The following is a 17676-nucleotide window of genomic DNA, read 5'->3' as shown; positions in this document are numbered from 1 at the left end:
GATGCTCGCCTACTTCGAACAACTGCTGGTCGTCCTGGCGATCGGCTCCGCGGTGGCCATCATCGCCAAGCGGATCAGCATTCCCTACAACGTCGCGCTGGTCGTCGTCGGCCTGCTGCTGATGCTGATGAACGTGCTGCCCGACACGCCGATGGACCCGACCGTCGTGCTGCTGGTGTTCCTGCCGGTCCTGATCTTCCAGGGGGCGTTGTCGGCGGATGACGTCAGCATGCAGCAGGCGGCGCGGCCGATCCTGACGCTGGCGCTCCCCGGTGTGCTGCTGTCGCTGGTGGCCACGGCGGTGATCGCGGCCTGGGCGATCGGCCTGCCGTTCCCGGTGGCGATGCTGCTGGGCGCGGTGCTGGCGATCACCGATACGGTCAGCGTGCTGCTCGCCTTCCGCAGCGTGCGCGTGCCGCATCGCCTGGCCGCGATCATGGAAGGCGAAAGCCTGTTCAACGACGGCACCGCGCTGGTGCTGGTGAGCGTCGCCGCCACGGTGGTCTTGCAGGGTCATGCCGATCCCGCTCAGATCGGCCGCCAACTGGTGATTGCCATCGTCTTCGGCACGCTGCTCGGCGGCGTCTTCGGCACACTGGGCATGCTCGTGCTCAGGCGCGCGCCGGACGACCTCACCGCGTTGCTGTCGTCGATCGTCACCGTGTTCGCGACCTCGTTGATCGCCGAGCGACTGCACGGCTCGGCGGTCATCGCAGTGGTGATCGCCGGCGTGCTGGTCGGGCACGAGATGCGGGCCCGGCTCGAGCCGTCGCGCGTGCTGGCACTCCAGGGCTTCTGGGAATTCGCCGCGTTCGTGATCAACGTCTGGCTGTTCCTGCTGGTTGGCATGCAGTTGCGCTTCGAGCTGCTGCTGCAGGAAGCGTGGCCCATCATCCTGGCCGTGATCGCGTTGCACGCCGGCCGCGCGGTGGCCGTCTACGGCTGCTTCGGCGCGCTGCACCTGGCCGGGGAGCGCGTCCCCTGGCGCTGGCAGCACGTGATGGTGTTCGGCAACGTCAAGGGCGCACTGTCGATGGCGGCCGTGCTGTCGTTGCCGCAGGGCGTCCCCTACCGGCCCCGCCTGGTCGCGATCGTGTTCGGCGTAACCCTGGTGACACTGGTGACGCAGGCGCTGCCCTTCCGCCGCTTCCTGACGTGGATGGGAGTCGCCGCAGGAATCCAGGACGAACTGGCCGACGACTGCCGGGCGATCCTGATCGGCGCCCGCCGCGGCCAGACCGAGCTCGACAGCCTGCTGGCATCGGGCCTGATCTCGCGCCACGAACATGCGGAACGCTGGGCGGAATTCCAGCGTTCCATCATCGACGCCGAGCTGGCGTTGCGCCGGGCCGGCGAAGACTCCCACGCCAACGTGTCGCTGCCCGCCGTGCTCGCGGCGCGCAAGGCGGCCATTCTCGACGCCGCCCGGCGCGGCCTGATTTCGGATGGCACGGCCGGCCGGCACGTGGCCGGGCTGGACAAGCAGATCCTCGAGGCGGTGGCGAGCGACCACCACGATCACGAGAAGGAAAGCCGATGAAGATCGTTATTGTTGGCGCCGGACGCGCCGGCCTCGAAGTGGCCACGCACCTTACCCGCATCGGACACGCGGTCACCATCATCGACAGCGATGAGGCCGTCACCCGGCGCGCCTCGGCGCAATACGGCCTGGTGGCGCTCACCGGCGACGCCACGATTGCCGCCGTGCTCCACGAAGCCGACATCGCGCAGAGCGACGTGGTGGTCGCCATGCTGCGGCGCGACGCCGACAACCTCGCGGTCGCCCTGCTCGCCCGCGCCGCCGGCATCGAGCGCGTGATGGTCCGCATGCGCGACAACGCCTATCGGAGCGTCTACAACGCGGCCGGCATCGACCGCGTCCTGTCGGAGACCGACCTCATCACCGGATCGGTGGCGACCGCGATCGAGCACGATGCGATCCGGCACGCGATGCTGCTCGGCAACGGCAGTGCCATCGCCTTCGAGCTGACCGTTCCGGCGGGCAGCGCCGCGGCCGGCAAGACCATCATGGAACTCGTCGCGCTCCCGGGCTTTCCCGCGTCCTGCGTGTTCGCCGCGTTGTACAAGGCGGACGGCAGCATCGAGGCCCCCCGCGGGTCCGCGGTGGTCGAGGGCGGCACCACGGTGCTCCTGGTATCGAGGGCGGGCGAGGTCGCGGAGACTGTCAAGGCGATGACCGAACGCGCCCTTTAGCGCCACGCCTCGAAGGCGGCCCGACTAGTCGCGGCGTTCGGTCACCGAGTACTTGTTCAGTAACGCCATCAGCCTGGCAGCGGCCGCGGGCGGGCGCACTCCCGAGGTCACGATGTGGCGATTCTCGAGCTTCTTGCCATACAGCTCGGCGTTGTCATCCAGGTCCTGCCGCAATGTGGCCCCTTCGAGGGCGACACCGGCAAACAGCCCTTGCGAGCGCGACCACGACAGGATGTCGGCACGCATTTGCGCATCCGTTTGAGCCGTGGCCGTGCGTCCCACGGGGCCTGCCGCGACCGAGGCCTCTCCGCCCAGCGTGAACTTGCTCTCCAGCAGTTTCTCCGCGCCGCGTTCACTCATGATCAGCATGATCAAGTCTGTCGAGGAGGCGCCGATCTGGAAGCCGACGCTCCCGCCCTCGATGCGAACCGTCGCGGGCGCAGACCAGCCAACGCCGCCCTTGTTCCGGCAAGACAGGAACCCTTTTCCGTATTTGGCGCCGACGACGAACGCCGCCGTCTTGAGTTCCGGGACGATCACGATGCAATGAGCCTTCCTGACGAGGTCCTGGGGAATGCCCTTGTCGGGCGTGTCCATGATCTCTGAGAAGACTGCCGCCGCCTCGCCAAGTCGCTTGGCCGCATCGTCGTCCGCGGCCAGTAGGGGCGTCAGCGCCATGGTGGCCACGATAGTTGTAGTAATGACGAGTTTCACAGTTACACCTTCCTCGTGAAAGCGCTGCAAGCTGCGTGCCCGGCCCAACATCACCTGGGATTGGGTCAAAGGCGGAAATCCGTCACAGAATCAGCATTGGCGCACTCAACGTCGGCCGCATGTTGGATGTTCTCGGTATCAGGCGCCACGCCACCGCCAACACTCCCAACGCGATGCCGATCGCGGCCGGTGCGGCCGCGGGGCGCTCGATCCGGAACAGCTGGGCCGCCGCCGGGACGTACAGAATCACGAGCAGGCTGACCGCGCTGGCGCACCAGACGGTCCAGAACACGAGGGTCCGCGGAATCAGCGCCAAGGCGACCGCCGGCAACGCCTGTCGCTCGGCAAACATCAGGACCTGGTAGCCGGACAGCAGCACGATGAGCGTCAACGCGCGCGCCTGAGCCTCGCCGAGCGACTCCCACTGCCACCAGTAGACCGCGAAGCTCGTCACGGCGAGCACGCCGCCGGAGGTCGCGGAGCGCATCACCGCCGCGCGCGGCAGCAGCGGCGCCGCGGGATCTCGCGGCGGTCGGTTCATGATGCCGGCCGCCGCCGGCTCCGCTTGAAACACGATGGCCGAGACCGGATGGACGATGAGCTCCAGCCACACGAGGTGGATCGGCAGGAGCACGAGAGGCACGCCGGCCAGGGGCGCCCAGATCGCCAGCACGATGATGGGGATGTGAAACGCAATCAGATAGAGAAACGCGCGCTGGATGTTCTGGAAGATGTGGCGGCCCTGGCGAACGGTCTCCACGATCGAGGCGAAGTTGTCGTCGAGCAGCACGAGGTCCGCGGTGGCGCGGGCGACGTCGGTGCCCCGCTGGCCCATGGCGATGCCGATGTCGGCACGGCGCAGCGCGGGCGCATCGTTGACGCCGTCTCCCGTCATCGCCACGACGGCGCCGGCGCTTTTCAGCCCGTTGACAATGAGAAACTTCTGCTCGGGGTTGATGCGCGCGAAGATGGCGGCGCGATTGATGCGCGCCGCGCGGTCGGCCTCGCCGAGGGCGGCCAGCTCGTCTCCGGTAATGATCAGATCGTCATCGTGCAGGATGCCGGCAGCTTCGGCCACCGCATGCGCGGTCAAGGCGTGGTCGCCGGTGATCATGACGATGCGGATGCCGGCGTGCTGGCACTCGGCCACTGCCGCCGTCACTTCGGGGCGAAGCGGATCCTGGAAACCCAGCAGGCCATACACCGTGAGATCGCGCTCGTCCTCGTCGCGGCCGGCGCCGGGCCGGTCGGTGCGCCGGGCCGCGAGCGCGAGCACGCGCAGCCCCTGCGCCGCGAGCCGGCCGTTCGCGTCGAGCACCGCCTGCCGCGCCACCGCGCCGAGTTCCGTGTGGGCGAGGATGCCTTCGACGGCGCCCTTCGCCGCGACGAGGTAGGCCTGGTCGAGGTCCGGCGCGTGCCACACATGCGACATGTGCTTGCCGCCCGGATCGAAGTCGTAGTCGCGAATCAGCGACCACCGGGTCTCGAGGTCTTGCAGCGAGACCCCGCGAGCGTTTGCGTATGCGGCAATGGCCCGTTCCATCGCGTCGGTCGGATGCCGCTCGCACGCCAGCACCGCGGCTTCCAGAAACTCGCGCTCCGACAGGCCCGGCGCCAGCACCAGGTGATGCGTCACCTGGAACTCGCCGCGCGTCAGCGTTCCCGTCTTGTCCGTGCAGATCACCGTCGTCGAGCCGAGCGTCTCCACGCTGGCGAGGCGGCGGACGAGCATGCCGCGCGACGCCAGCCGCCAGGCGCCCACCGACAGGAACAGCGTGAGGACGATCGGGAACTCTTCGGGGATGGCGGCCATGGCCAGGCTCACCGCGCCGAGCAGCGCACGCGTCCACGACTCGCCGCGGCTGAGGCTCAACGTGAAGAGCCCCACCGCCACCACCACGGCGACAATGCCAAGGCGCCGGACGAGCACGGCCGCCTGTCGCTGCAACGGGCTGATCGCGGAAGTGGTCTGCGACACGAGGGCCGCGATGGCGCCGTAGTGCGTCGCCGCACCAGTGGTGATGACGAGGCCAAAGCCGTGGCCGGAGAGGATTTGTGATCCGGCGAAGAACCGGGCGTCCGCTGGGGCGTTGCCCGGATCGGATGGCCACTCGCGCTTGGACTGGGGCTCGGATTCTCCCGTCAGCGACGATTCGTCCACCGCGAGATTCGCCGCCCACTGCACCACACCGTCGGCCGCAATCACATGGCCTTCGCGCAGCACCAGTAGATCGCCGGGAACGACCTCTTCGAGCGGCACCGACACTACGTGGCGTTGCCGGACCACATCCGCGAACGGCGCGGCGGCGCGGGCCAGCTTGTCCAAGGCGGCCCGGGAGCGCGCCTCGAGCAGCACGTCGATGCCGAGCACCGGGATCAATGCGATGGCGAGCACGACGGCGTCGCGCGTTTCGCCCAGCAGATAGTAGACCGTGGCCGCCACCGCCAGCATCACGGCCATCGGATCGAGCAGGAGGCCGATGACCTCGCGAACCCGCGCCAGCGGGTCCCGCTTCACCCATCGATTGGGTCCGGCCTGCGCCAGACGGCGGCGCGCCTCGAGTGAAGACAGACCATCGAGCCCTTCCGGAATCTCACTGGTCTCGGCACGCGCGACATCGGTCACGCTCAGCCCGCCTTATCATCCTGGACGACCTGCAGGAGGGAAGGATTGACCTTGAGGCGCCGGCCGCGTTCTTCGATGAACCCGAGCTTCTTGAACTTCCCGATGAAGCTGTTCACGCGCGAACGGGTGGTGCCGACCATCTCCGCGATGATCTCCTGGGAAATGTTCGGCAGCAGGCCCCGGCTCGGGCGCCGCCCGTTGTAGCCGGCCAGCACGAGCAGCGTCCGCGCCAGGCGCTGCTCACTGGAATGCAGGATCAGATCGGTCAGGTCGGACTCGAGGCGAGTGTTGCGCGCGATCACATGCGCGATGAACCGATCCGCGATTGGCGACCGTGTTTGCAGCAGCCGGCTCATTTCGCCCTTCGTCACGACGAACACCGTCGCCGGCGTGAGGGCGGTGGCCGTCTGCCGCCGTTCGGTTTGGCCGCTGAGCGCCTCTTCTCCCAGGAACGCGCCGGGCCCCATGAGGCCGCAGACTGCTTCCTTGCCGTTGCGCGCTGCCACGGTCAGCAGAATCTGGCCGCGTTCGATGTGGATGACGGTGTCGGACGCGTCGCCCTGCCGGAACACGACCGCACGCCGAGCGTGTTCGATCCGCGCGAATGGTGTGCCGGTTGACTCGAAGAGGGCGCGGATATTGGATGCGGGGCGACCCAACCTGTCGCCGCCCGGCCGCAGAACGGGCAGGATCGGCAGCCGGCGGGTGGTGGGCGCCGACGATGGTTGCGGCATCGCCGCTGCCTGTAGCAAATGCCGTACCCGTCGGCCAGTGGTCGAATTGGCCCTAATCCTGCGCCTCGGGGAACGTGCAGACGGACAATTTCTTGGCCGGTGCGAAAATCCCAGCGAGGCAGCCCTATGCGGCTGAGGTGGCGGACGGTAGCTGCCCACGCCCGGCGGGCATCGTATGCACCGGGAGGCGCACGGTGAAACGGCTGCCGCGCGCCGGCCCGTCGCTGGCCACGCCAACGCTGCCGCCGTGGAGTTCCGCCAGCCGGCGCACGAGCGCCAGGCCCAGGCCCATGCCTCCACGGGCCTGGTCGCGAGACTCGGCCAGTTGGATGAACGGTTCGAAGATGCTCGTGAGCCGCTCGGCCGGAATGCCGGCCCCGTCATCCTGCACCGACACGACGGCGTCCCCGCCCTCGCACGACACGGCGACCGTGATGTGCCCGGCATCGGGAGTGTACTTCGCGGCGTTGTCCACGAGATTCGAGACGACTTGCACGACGCGAACCGGGTCGGCTTCGACGACGACCGGATCGCTCCCCAACAAGACGGTCAGCACCTGCCGCCGGCTTTCGAGCTCTGCCCGGCGCGCCTCGAGGGCGCTGGCGACGATCGCGCGAAGATCCACGCGCTGGACGTCAAGCAGCAGCTTGCCGTTCTCAATGCGGGCCATGTCGAGCAGGTCGTCCACCAGGCGGCTGACATGCCGGCATTGACGCCCGATCACGTCAACGCTGCGCCGCACGCCCTCATCGTCGCCGGCCCGCATCTTGAGCACCGCGGCGGCAGTGGTGAGTGCCGCCAGCGGATTTCGCAGTTCGTGGCCCAGTGTGGCAATGAACTGGTTCTTGCGCATCTCGTTGTGGGCCGCCGCCTCGCTCGTCCGCCACACCTGCCACGCGGCTGACGCGAACGTGGTCAGGACGCCGACCACACGCGCGTCTTCGCTGTCGAACGTGCGCTCGTCGGTGTGGCTGACAATCCAGACGGTTCCGACCGGGACGCCGTGATCGTGAAACGGCACCAGGAGCGCCTCGGCAAACCGGGGCTGATTCCGCAGCGCGGGGAAGCATCGTTCCGGCACCCGCAGCAGTTGCACACTATTTCGGTCGATGCAGACACCGCACGGACTGGCGTGCCGTGGCATGGTGGTCCCGCGGGCAGCGGCGGCGAGGCCGGCCACGGCTTCCCAGCGGAAGAAATCCCCCTCGAGCAGGCTGATGCCCGCCGTGTCGGCGTGACAGAGATCGAGGGCAACTTCCGCCAATTTCTGGAGCATGTTGCGCGGGTTGAGAGCCAGCTCGGTGATCAAGGCGGTCAGCGCGCGGTGTTCCGCCTCGAAATCCGGCGAGCGCCGGGCGCGTCGATCCAGGTCGGCGGTCACGTCCACGTCGTCAAGGGTGACCAGGGAAGGTAGCGTCATACAGGCCTTGAGGGTCAAGTCAAAGTACCCTCCGGCCAACGATATCGAGTGTGCCGTATTGCACAGTCGTCAAATGGTGGTGAAGGCCTGTTCGAGCTGTGGCACGACCTGCTTCTTCCTCGACATCCAACCATCGACATAGGCGCCGCCCTCGACCAGCGGCCGCCCGATCGCCCGCTCCAGGAGGTCGCCGCGGTCGCCCGCGAACCAGACGTGACTTCCCTTCCGGCTGATGTCGGTCACCAGCAGGATCACCTGCACCAGCCCTTTCTCCGCGCGGACCCGGCGCAGTTCGTCGAAGAACTCCGCGCGGCGGGCCAGCAGCGGCGTGGCGTCGGGCGCCTCAATCTGTGCAATGCCCACGCGGTGGCCGGCGAACGTGAACTCCTTGAAGTCGCTCTCGACCAGGTCCCGCGCCGGGCGCCCGGTCACGTCGCCGCGCGCGGCCATCAGGTCGCGCCCGAACGAGGCCGCGTCGATGCCGGAAATCGCCTCGAGCCGCCGCGCCACGGACCGGTCTTTCCCGGAACAGGTCGGCGACGCGAACACCAGGGTGTCGGAGAGGATCGCCGCCAGCAGCAGCCCGGCGATCGCCGGCGGCAGCTGAATGTCGTGGAGGAAGTACTGCTCGGCGATCAGCGTGGCGGTCGCTCCAACCGGTTCACAGTGGAAGACGATCGGCTCGGGAACATCGAGGTCGCCGACGCGGTGGTGCTCCCAGACTTCGAGCACGGTGGCCTGCCGGATGCCGTCAACGGCCTGCGCCACCTCGTTGTGATCGACGAGGATCAGGCGCCGGCCTCTCGCGTCGGCCAGCAGTTCCGGAGTCGCCAGCGAGAACCGGTCGAGGACGTAGCGCGTCTCGCTATTGAGATCGCCCGCCCGCGCCGGGCGCACGTGCGCCTCGCCAAGCACCTGCTTCAGATGCGCATAGGCGATCGCCGAACCGATGGAATCGGTGTCGGGATGCCTGTGACCGACGACGTAGACGAGTTGCTCCGCCATGGGCGCTCCCCCTATCCTGACGCATCCCAGGCGACGGGTGAGCGCCGAGCGGTTAATAATACCGAGTGGTGCCACGCCTTCGCTTTGCCCCCTCCCCTACCGGTTACTTGCACGTCGGGGGCGCCCGGACCGCTCTGTTCAACTGGCTGTATGCCCGCCGGCACGGCGGCGTCTTCATCCTCCGCATCGAAGACACCGACGTCGAGCGCTCGCAGGCCGAAATGGTCACCGGCATCCTGGACGGCTTGCGGTGGCTGGGCATCGATTGGGACGAGGGCCCCGAAGTCGGCGGCCCTCACGCGCCGTATTACCAGTCGCAACGGTTGGACCGCTACCGCGCGGCGGCGAAGCAGTTGCTCGACAGCGGGCAGGCCTTCGAGGATGGCGGCGCCATCCGCTTCAAAGTGCCGCCCGGCAAGACCACGTTCGTGGATAGCGTGCATGGGCCGATCGAGTTCGACAACGAACACATCGAGAGCTTCGTCATCCTCCGCTCCGACACGCACCCCACGTATCACCTCTCCGTGGTGGTTGACGACATCGACATGGAGATCACCCACGTGGTCCGCGGCGACGATCACATCTCGAACACACCGAAGCAGGTGCTGCTCTACCACGCCTTCGGCAAGACGCCGCCCACCTTTGCGCACGTGCCGCTGATCATGGGCGCCGACAAGCAGCGGCTCAGCAAGCGGCACGGCGCGACCTCGGTGACGGAGTACGAGAAGCAAGGCTACTTGCCGGAGGCGATGTTCAACTTCCTGGCCCTGCTCGGCTGGGGCACCGGCAGCAACGACGAGCTGTTCACCAAGGCCGACCTGGTCCAGCGCTTCAACCTCGAGGGCATCAGCGGCGGCAACGCGGTGTTCAACACCGAGAAGCTCGACTGGTTCAACCACCAGCATCTCCTGCGCCTGTCGGACGGCGAGCTGATTGCGCGCTTGCAGCTGGATGGCAACTCGGCCTGGTTGTCGAAAGTCCTCACGCTCCTGCGGCCGCGGTGCAAGAAGCTGACGGAGTTCGCCGATCAACTGTCGCCGTTCTTCGTCGATCCCGCCGGCTACGACGCAGCTGGCGTGAAGAAGCATCTGTCCTCGCCCGAGGCGAAGGGACATCTGCAGGCGCTGCGAGACGCGTATGCCGTGATCCCGGAATGGACGGAGGTCGCGCTGGAGAAGCGCCTGCGAGAGCTCGCCGAAGCGCGCGCCGCCAAGGCGGCCACGCTGATCCACGGCGCACGCCTGGCCATGACCGGCCGCATGGTGAGTCCGGGGCTGTTCGAGATGCTGGTGCTGCTGGGCCAGGCTCGAGTGCTGACGCGAATGGACCGGCTCATCGCCACACTTCCATGAATCGCCGTGACTTCATCAAGATCGTGGGGGCGTCCCCCGTGCTCGCCGGCATGACCCAGCCGACGGGACGAGACTTCGACTTCATCATCATCGGCGCCGGATCCACCGGCTGCGTCCTCGCCAACCGCCTGTCCGCGGATGCGTCGATTCGCGTGCTCCTGCTCGAGGCCGGCGGCCCCGACAACAACGACGCGGCTATCACAACGCCTGGCCGCTGGGTGTCGCTGATCGGATCGAAGTACGACTGGGGCTACGTCACGGAGCCGGAACCGGGCCTGCAGAACCGCCGCATCGCCTTTCCGCGCGGCAAGGTGCACGGCGGCACCAGCGCCATCAACGCCATGACCTTCATCCGTGGCCACCAGTTCTGCTTCGACAAATGGGAACGCGATGGCAACACCGGCTGGGGTTACGAGACGCTGCTGCCGCTGTTCAAGAAGTCCGAACGCCACGAGATGGGCGAGACGCCGTACCGCGGCGGGGCTGGCGAGCTGGCGGTGTCGCTGTGCACCGATCCGCATGCCGGCCACCGCGCCTTCCTGCGGGCCGCGGCGGAACACGGCTACAAGGCCGACGCGCGCTTCGACTTCAACCTGCCGGCGCCGGTCAACGTCGCCGGCTTCTACCAGAAGAACATCCTCGACGGAAAGCGCCACAGCGCGGCGGATGCGTTCCTCGAGCCGGTGCTGTCGCGACCGAACCTCGAAGTGCGGTCGCAGGCCCAGGCGACCAGGTTGATCATCGAAGCGGGCCGCGTTGCCGGCGTCGAGTACCTGCGCGACGGCAAGCCGGCACGGGCGCGCGCGACCCGCGAGGTCATTGTCAGCAGCGGTGTCATCGATTCGCCGAAGCTGCTGATGCTGTCGGGCATCGGCCCCGCCGATCAGCTCAAGGCGCTCGGCATTCCGGTCGTCGCCGACGTCCCGGGTGTCGGACAGAACTTCCAGGACCACCTGAAGCTGTCGGTCCGCTGGAACGGCAAGACCGAGCTGCCGGGTTCCACGGTCTCGGCGGGGCTGTTCACGCGATCGAGCCAGATGGACTGGGGCAACCCGCCCGACCTGCAGTTCTACGTGGGCCGCGGCGTCGAGACGCCCGACAAGTTCATCACCATTACCGTGTCGCTGGTGCAGCCCCGGTCACGCGGAGAAGTCCGCCTGCGGTCCGCGGATCCGCTGGCGGCACCGATCATTCGCGCCAACTACCTGCAAGAGCAGGCTGACGTGGATGCGCTGGTGCGCGGCGTGAGGCTGGCGCGCTGGTTCGGCGAAGCGGACGCCTACGAGCCGCTGCGCGCGGATGAGCTCCTGCCGGGGCCGGCGATGAAGAGCGATGCCGACCTCGCCACCTTCGTCCGGCGCGACACCGACACCATTTACCACGGCGCCGGCACCTGCAGGATGGGGCCGGCCGCCGACGCCCGGGCGGTGGTCGATCCGGCCCTGCGCGTGCGCGGCGTGCAGGGACTGCGCGTCGCCGATGCCTCGATCATGCCGGACGTGGTGAACGCCACCACGCACGCGGCATGCGTGATGATCGGCGAGAAGGCCGCGCTGCTGGTCAGGCCTTAGCCGCGGCCCGCTCCGCCGCCACCAGCACGCGGCGCAGGATCTTCCCCGACGGCGACTTGGGAATCGCGTCGGCGAAGGCGACGTGCCGCAGCCGCTTGTAGTGGGCCACGTGCAGTTCGACGAAGGCCTTCACCTCGTCGCCCGTCAACGGCTCGCGTATCACCACGATCGCCTTCGGCACTTCTCCGCACTCGTCGTCCGGCACGCCGAACACCGCCGCATCGACGATCTTCGGGTGCCTCAGCAGCAGCGCCTCGAGCTCGGCCGGCGCCACCTGGAAGGCCTTCACCTTGATCAGCTCCTTCAGCCGATCGACGATCTCGAGGTAGCCCTCGGCATCGACCACGCCGACGTCGCCGGTGTGCAGCCACCCGTCAGCATCGATCGTTTGCGCGGTGGCCTCCGGGTTGTTCAGGTAGCCCTTCATGACCTGCGGGCCGCGCACCCATACTTCCCCCGCCTCGCCCTCACCGAGATCGGCGCCGGTCGCCGGGTCGACGACGCGGAGTTCGGTGGACGGCGCCAGCAGGCCGACCTTGCCGGCACGCTCGCCGCCGGCCGGCGTGTAGTGGGTGACCGGGCTGAGTTCGGTCATCCCGTAGCCCTGCCGCACCTTGATCGGCAGGCGCGTCTCGACGGCGCTGGTGATCTCGCTGCCCAGCGGCGCGGCGCCCGAGAACAGCCAGCGCAGGTTCGACAGGTCGTAGCGATCGACCAGGGGATGCTTGGCGAAGGCAATCACCACCGGCGGCACCACGTGCGCCATGGCGATCGGGAAATCCTGGAGGATCCGCAGCACGGTCTCGAGGTCGAACCGCATGAGCGTGACCACGGTGGCGCCGCGCATGAGGCCGAAGTTCATGATCACGACCATGCCGTAGATGTGGAAGAACGGCAGCACCCCGAGAAGTGCCTGCATGTCGTGCGGCTCCATCGCGTCGATCTGCAACAGGTTGGCGATCAGGTTGCGGTGCGTGAGCAGCACGCCCTTCGGCAGGCCGGTGGTGCCGGATGAATACGGCATCACCACCACGTCGTTGTCCGGATCGATCACGACGGGCGGCGGCTCGGCGTCCACCGACATCGTGGCCAGCGACGGCACACCGTCCGCCGAATCGATCGTAATCAGCTCGATGACATTGCCGGCCTCGACGATGGCGGCGCGCGCCTTGTCGAGCAGCGCGGCAGTGGTGATGAGCAGCCTGGCGCCGGAGTCCTTGAGTTGATAGGCGAGCTCGTCGACCGTGTAGGTGGGGTTGACGGTGGTCAGTATGGCGCCGAGGCGAGACACCGCGTGGAAGACCACGGCGTACTCCGGCAGGTTGGGTGACCAGATCGCGACCACGTCGCCCTGGCGAATGCCGCGACCGGCCAGGCCCGCCGCCAGGCAGCGCGTCTGATTGACCAGTTGCGCGTGGCTCAACGCCCGGCCGGTGGTACCGTCCACCAGCGCGGGCGCGTCACCGCGAGCGGCCGAGCCGCCCAGCACGAAGTCGTGAAGGGCGACGCGGGGAATCTCGACCGGGGGAAACGGGCTGCGAAATAGCATCGGCCTCCTTGGCAGCGCCGGCGCTGCTCAACTGGGAGCCGCAGAGTATGTCGCGGACCGGACCCCCGGTCAAATGGCCCTAGTGCGTCGTCGCGCCGCGCGACACTTCGCGCACGAGCTCGCCGACCTCACTCTTGCTCTCGCTGAACGCCACGTCGGCCAGCGCGATGATGCCGCAGACACGGCCGGCGGCGTCGATTACCGGCACGCGGCGGATCTGCTTCGCTTCCATCGTTGACAGCACCTCATCGACCGAGGTGTCGGAGTGCACGGACACGACCGGCTGGCTCATGCAATCCGCCGCGGTCATCGCCGACGGGTTCTTGCCCTTGGCAACGATGCGGCAGACGATGTCGCGGTCGGTCACGACGCCAACCAGGCGCTTGGCGGCGTCGATTACGGGGATTTCGCCGCAGTCGCACTCAACCATGAGCTTGGCCACGTCGTTCAGGGGTGTTTCCGCGGTGCAGCACTGCGGATCGGTGGTCATCACGTCTTTTGCAAGTTTCGACATGACTCGCCTTGCTGCAAGTTTGCAACCACTGAATCCTGCGGTTCAGGACGGTCGAAGGGGCGCTCAGCGCGTCAATGTGAGGCGGGCGAGGGCGAATGTGGGTCGGGCGGGTCGCAGGCCGACGCGCAGCCCGGGCATCCGGGCTTCTGGACGGCCGCACCAGGACTCGTGCGCCGCGAGGCGAACACGCGCCGAAGCAAGGCCGCGGCGGCGGCGATGGCGATCACGGTGACGAGGCCGTCTTGCAGCAGTGCCATGGCTACGCGACTCCCGCGGCCCGCAGGCCCTGGTAAACGGCCAGCGCGACGATGTAAGCCAGGCCCGACATGTAGCCAAGCTGGAGCGCGGCGTAGCGAAGCTTGCCGGTTTCCTTGCGCGTGACCGCGAGCGTGGGCAGGCACTGCATGGCCAGCACGAAGAAGACCAGCGCCGACGCCGCGGTGGCCGCCGAGAACACCGGCGTGCCGTCATCACGCGTCATGCCACGAATGCGCGCGACCACGCCTTCGTCCAGGTTGCCGTCGCCCTGCCCGCCGGCCAGCACCGACATCGTCGACACGAACACCTCGCGGGCCAGGAAGCTGGTCAGCACGCCAACGGTCAGCTGCCAGTCGAAGCCGAGCGGTTCGAACGCGGGAGCCAGGGTGTGGCCGATGCGTCCCGCGAAGCTGCCGGCCTGGTCGGCCTTCGACTGAATGGCGCCGGCTTCGGCGACGAGTGCGGCCGCCTGTTCTCCGCCCAGGCCAGGCTCCGCGGCCCGCACCTGCAGCACCTGCGCGGCGGGCACGAGGTCGACCTTCGGATACGCGCTGAGCCACCACATGATGATGCAGATGGTGACGATCACCGTGCCGGCGGTGGTGAGGAACGAGAGGCCCTGATCCCTCGCGGCGAGCAGGGCGTTCCTGAGCGAGGGCAGCTTGTAAGTCGGCAGCTCGAGAATCATCGGGCGCGGACTGCCCGGCAGGATCGTGCGGCCGAACAGCCAGGCCGTGAACAACGCCGCGGACGCGCCGAGCAGATAGCAGCCGGCGAACGCGATGCCGGCGGCGGCGGGACGCCCGGCAAACAGCAGCGTCGTGAGCAGCACGTACACCGGGAGGCGCGCGGAGCAGCTCATGAACGGCGCCACGAGAATGGTGGCGAGGCGATCGCGGCGATCCGAAATCAGTCGCGCGCTCATGATCCCCGGCAACGCGCACGCGTGCGACGTCAGCAGCGGCACGAACGCGTGGCCCGGCAGGCCGAAGCGCGCCAGCATGCGGTCCAGCACGAACGCCGCGCGCGCGAGGTAGCCGGTGTCTTCGAGCAGTGTGATCAGGAAGAACAGCAGGCAGATCTGCGGCAAAAAGACGATGGTGCCGGCGATGCCGCCGACGACGCCCTGGCTCAGGAGATCGCGCACGGCGCCGGCCGGCATGGCCGCCTCCAACATGCGCTGCAGGCCGGCAAAGGTGGCGTCGATCAAGTCCATCGGCAGCGTGGCCAGCGCGAAGAGGACCCAGAACAGTCCTCCCATTACCGCCATGAACACCAGGAGCCCGAGGACCGGATGCGTCAGCACGCCGTCGAGCCGGTCGGTGAGGGTGTCGGCGCGGCCGGCGTCATCGCCGGACGTGACGCGGCCGGCGACATCCTCGGCCCACGCCATCAGCACTTCGGCCGTCGCCGTTGGCGCGGGAAGGTCCGCGTGAGGCCGGCGGGCGCTGTCGAGCAGCGCGACCCGCAGCGCCGTGAGGCCCGTTCCAGTGCGCGCCACGATTGGGACCACCGGGACGCCGAGGTGGCGCGACAGGGCGGGTGCATCGATGACCAGGCCGCGGCGCGCGGCGAGGTCGCTCATGTTGAGCGCCACCACGACCCGGCGATCGCCGCCCAGCAACTGCGCGACGAGCACGAGGTTGCGGGTCAGGTTGCAGGCGTCCACGACCACGACGACGGCATCGTTGGCGGGGGCGGTGGCGAGGGCGGTGCGGGCAATCGCGCTTTCCGGGGCATCCAGCTGGAGGTCGTAGACACCGGGAAGATCGAGAATGTCCACCGGCTCGGCCCAGCCGGCCCACGCGGTGCGGCCGGTGCGCACGGCCGTGGTCGTGCCGGGGAAGTTGGAGGTCTTGGCGCGCGTGCCGCAGAGCGCGTTGAACAGCGTGGTCTTGCCGGTGTTGGGATTGCCCGCGAGCAGGATGCGATGAATCGCGGTGCCGCCGAGCGGGCGGTCCGCGAGGACGGCTGCTGAACCGGTCGTGCTCACGGAGTTACTCGATGGTGACGAACACTGACTGGGCGACCGCCCGTGACAGCCCGATCCGGGTGGATCGCACCTGTATGATGCAGGGGTCACCGATTTGGCAGAGCTGCAGCCTGGCGCCGTCGGTGAGGCCGAGCGACCGCAGCACGGCGCGGGCCTTGAGGTCGATGACCTCGCGGAGGACGGCGACCGTCCCGATCCCAAGATCCATCAGGGGCATGGTCAGGGCGCGCCCGGCGCCCGGGCTCTTGGCAAGGGTGGTAACTTCAACCATGGAGTCCGCCTATCGTACTACAAGCTGAGACGCAGTCTCACAATGGGTTTTTAGGCCTGAAACTGGAGGGATCGAGATGCTGTTCACGGAACGCAGTCTCTGGACGATGGTTCACGGCATCGGGCTCGGCGGCGGGGCCATGTTGGGACTGGGCGCGGCGTTGTTCTTTCTGTACGCGGCGCGATCATCGAGCGTGACGTCGCCGCCTCCCCCCAACGCTTCGGGTGCTGTTGCCGGGCTGACGGTGTTGACCGCGCTGACGCTGTGGCTGACGGTGCTGGTGGGCACTTTCATCGTGTTCCCGCCCTACCGCGCCACGCCTCCTGCCGGCACCACGGACCTGGCGCAGTTCCCCCGGTCGGCGTTGACGGCAAACCCGGACACCGCCTGGCTGCACGCCTTCGCGATGGAAACCAAGGAGCATGCGCCGTGGATTGCGGCGATGCTGGCGACGGCGGTGGCGTTTGTGGCCGTGCGCTACGGGTCGAAGCTGCTCACCGATGCGGCGCTGCGGAACACGGCCATCATGCTGCTCGCAATTTGCCTCGCGCTGGTCTCCTGCGTGTCGCTGCTGGGCGTGTTCGTAAACAAGGTGGCCCCTCTTCAATAGCCAGATGGAGTTGCAGGTGAACAGCAAATTCGATCCCATCGCACCCACCCTCGCGAACGGGAGCGCCATGGCGGCATTCCTCGGCGCCGGCATCGGCGCGTTCGCGATGGGCGCTTTTGTCCTGCTGAACGAGGCTGGCGTGTTCTCGGCTCCCGCGCTGTACGGGCCGGCTGGAGGCCTCTCGGGCCGCGCCGCCTTTGCCACCATCGCGTGGCTGATCGCCTGGGGGGTGCTCCACGCCCGATGGGCGGGCCGCGAGGTGGCGCCAGGGCCCGTGTGGCTGCTCACCCTGGCGCTGACCGGGATCGGGATTCTGGGCACATTTCCGCCCGTGTGGGCGATCTTCTAGTTGTTCGCCTTGCCCGGGCTTCCGGGACTTCATATAATCGGAGGTTCTTACCCCTACTGGGAGGTCGTTCAACGGTAGGACAGCAGACTCTGACTCTGCTTATCGGGGTTCGAATCCCTGCCTCCCAGCCAATCACTCCAATTCAGGCGAATTTCCTAGGATTTTCGGCCGTTCAGGGCCCGAAATCGACGTAAGTGACATTGTTGAGTGACATTCTGAAAATCTACCAAGACCGTTCCGGCCACTCTTCTGAACTACCATCCTCAAGAGATTCGTGAGGGAATCGCAGAGAGAAATCCCTCCGAATTGCCAACCTGAAGATTCAATGTTCTGCCCGGTTTGCGATTATTGCTACTTCGAGGGCTGGGGGTGTAGAGCGACAGTGATATTGACCCCCTTGCGACACTAATGCTGACCCCCTTCAGGAGGAGGGTTCGAATGGAGCAGGAGCAAGGAGTTCTGGTATCTCCGAGTGCGGAGGTACCGGTGGTCGAAG

General features: G+C 67.7%; 16 protein-coding genes and 1 tRNA gene. 7 read left to right on the top strand and 10 right to left on the bottom strand.

Annotation, left to right across the window (positions count from 1 at the left end):
• Position 1 precedes the first annotated feature (1 nt).
• Positions 2–1540 carry a sodium:proton antiporter gene (locus WC815_19310; GenBank protein ID MFA5910931.1) on the top strand — a complete coding sequence of 513 codons (1539 nt, stop codon included), beginning with the start codon at positions 2–4 and terminating at the stop codon, positions 1538–1540.
• Positions 1537–2214, top strand: a complete 678-nt coding sequence (locus WC815_19305; GenBank protein MFA5910930.1) for a TrkA family potassium uptake protein — start codon at positions 1537–1539, stop codon at positions 2212–2214. Before WC815_19310 ends, WC815_19305 begins: the two co-directional genes overlap by 4 nt.
• A 24-nt stretch (positions 2215–2238) precedes the next feature.
• Here the strand turns inward: WC815_19305 and WC815_19300 are convergent, their stop codons facing one another.
• From WC815_19300 to WC815_19280, 5 genes are all read right to left on the bottom strand, one after another.
• Positions 2239–2997, bottom strand: a complete 759-nt coding sequence (locus WC815_19300) for a lipid-binding SYLF domain-containing protein (GenBank protein ID MFA5910929.1) — start codon at positions 2995–2997, stop codon at positions 2239–2241.
• 13 nt (positions 2998–3010) lie between these two features.
• A complete protein-coding gene (locus tag WC815_19295) occupies positions 3011–5554 on the bottom strand; it encodes a cation-transporting P-type ATPase (GenBank protein ID MFA5910928.1) in 2544 nt (847 codons plus the stop codon).
• A 2-nt stretch (positions 5555–5556) separates the two neighbouring features.
• The gene (locus WC815_19290; protein MFA5910927.1) at positions 5557–6288 is read right to left on the bottom strand and encodes a Crp/Fnr family transcriptional regulator; all 732 of its coding nucleotides are present in this window, start codon (positions 6286–6288) and stop codon (positions 5557–5559) included.
• 124 nt (positions 6289–6412) lie between these two features.
• Positions 6413–7708 (bottom strand): HAMP domain-containing sensor histidine kinase, encoded by a 1296-nt coding sequence (locus WC815_19285; protein MFA5910926.1) that lies wholly within the window; start codon positions 7706–7708, stop codon positions 6413–6415.
• A 69-nt stretch (positions 7709–7777) separates the two neighbouring features.
• On the bottom strand, positions 7778–8713 hold the full coding sequence (locus tag WC815_19280; GenBank protein ID MFA5910925.1) for a manganese-dependent inorganic pyrophosphatase: 936 nt from the start codon (positions 8711–8713) through the stop codon (positions 7778–7780).
• Between the two features lie 68 nt (positions 8714–8781).
• On the opposite strand from WC815_19280, the gene gltX reads away from it, so the two are divergent.
• Complete coding sequence (gene gltX, locus WC815_19275) at positions 8782–10065, top strand: glutamate--tRNA ligase (protein MFA5910924.1); 1284 nt, start codon at positions 8782–8784, stop codon at positions 10063–10065.
• Positions 10062–11636, top strand: coding sequence for a GMC family oxidoreductase N-terminal domain-containing protein (locus WC815_19270; protein MFA5910923.1), 1575 nt, complete (start codon positions 10062–10064; stop codon positions 11634–11636). Before gltX ends, WC815_19270 begins: the two co-directional genes overlap by 4 nt.
• On the opposite strand, the gene WC815_19265 is transcribed toward WC815_19270, so the two are convergent.
• From WC815_19265 to WC815_19245, 5 genes are all read right to left on the bottom strand, one after another.
• Complete coding sequence (locus WC815_19265) at positions 11626–13185, bottom strand: 4-coumarate--CoA ligase family protein (GenBank protein ID MFA5910922.1); 1560 nt, start codon at positions 13183–13185, stop codon at positions 11626–11628. The genes WC815_19270 and WC815_19265 overlap by 11 nt on opposite strands.
• A 79-nt stretch (positions 13186–13264) precedes the next feature.
• A complete protein-coding gene (locus WC815_19260; protein ID MFA5910921.1) occupies positions 13265–13699 on the bottom strand; it encodes a CBS domain-containing protein in 435 nt (144 codons plus the stop codon).
• Between the two features lie 71 nt (positions 13700–13770).
• Entirely contained in the window at positions 13771–13956 is a 186-nt protein-coding gene (locus tag WC815_19255) for a hypothetical protein (protein MFA5910920.1), read from the bottom strand.
• Positions 13957–13958: 2 nt separating this feature from the next.
• Positions 13959–15950 carry a ferrous iron transporter B gene (locus WC815_19250; protein MFA5910919.1) on the bottom strand — a complete coding sequence of 664 codons (1992 nt, stop codon included), beginning with the start codon at positions 15948–15950 and terminating at the stop codon, positions 13959–13961.
• A gap of 4 nt (positions 15951–15954) precedes the next feature.
• The gene (locus WC815_19245; GenBank protein ID MFA5910918.1) at positions 15955–16221 is read right to left on the bottom strand and encodes a FeoA family protein; all 267 of its coding nucleotides are present in this window, start codon (positions 16219–16221) and stop codon (positions 15955–15957) included.
• A 76-nt stretch (positions 16222–16297) separates the two neighbouring features.
• Here WC815_19245 and WC815_19240 point away from each other — a divergent pair, with 76 nt between their 5' ends.
• From WC815_19240 to WC815_19230, 3 genes are all read left to right on the top strand, one after another.
• Positions 16298–16831, top strand: coding sequence for a hypothetical protein (locus WC815_19240; protein MFA5910917.1), 534 nt, complete (start codon positions 16298–16300; stop codon positions 16829–16831).
• Positions 16832–16847: 16 nt separating this feature from the next.
• Positions 16848–17180, top strand: a complete 333-nt coding sequence (locus tag WC815_19235) for a hypothetical protein (GenBank protein MFA5910916.1) — start codon at positions 16848–16850, stop codon at positions 17178–17180.
• A gap of 57 nt (positions 17181–17237) precedes the next feature.
• Positions 17238–17311: transfer RNA gene (locus tag WC815_19230), tRNA-Gln, on the top strand.
• The last annotated feature ends 365 nt before the right edge of the window (positions 17312–17676 follow it).

This window comes from Vicinamibacterales bacterium, from assembly GCA_041659285.1.
Lineage (GTDB): Bacteria > Acidobacteriota > Vicinamibacteria > Vicinamibacterales > UBA2999 > 12-FULL-67-14b.
Note: the sequence above shows the minus strand (reverse complement) of the source record. Positions and strands in the feature narration are given on the sequence as shown.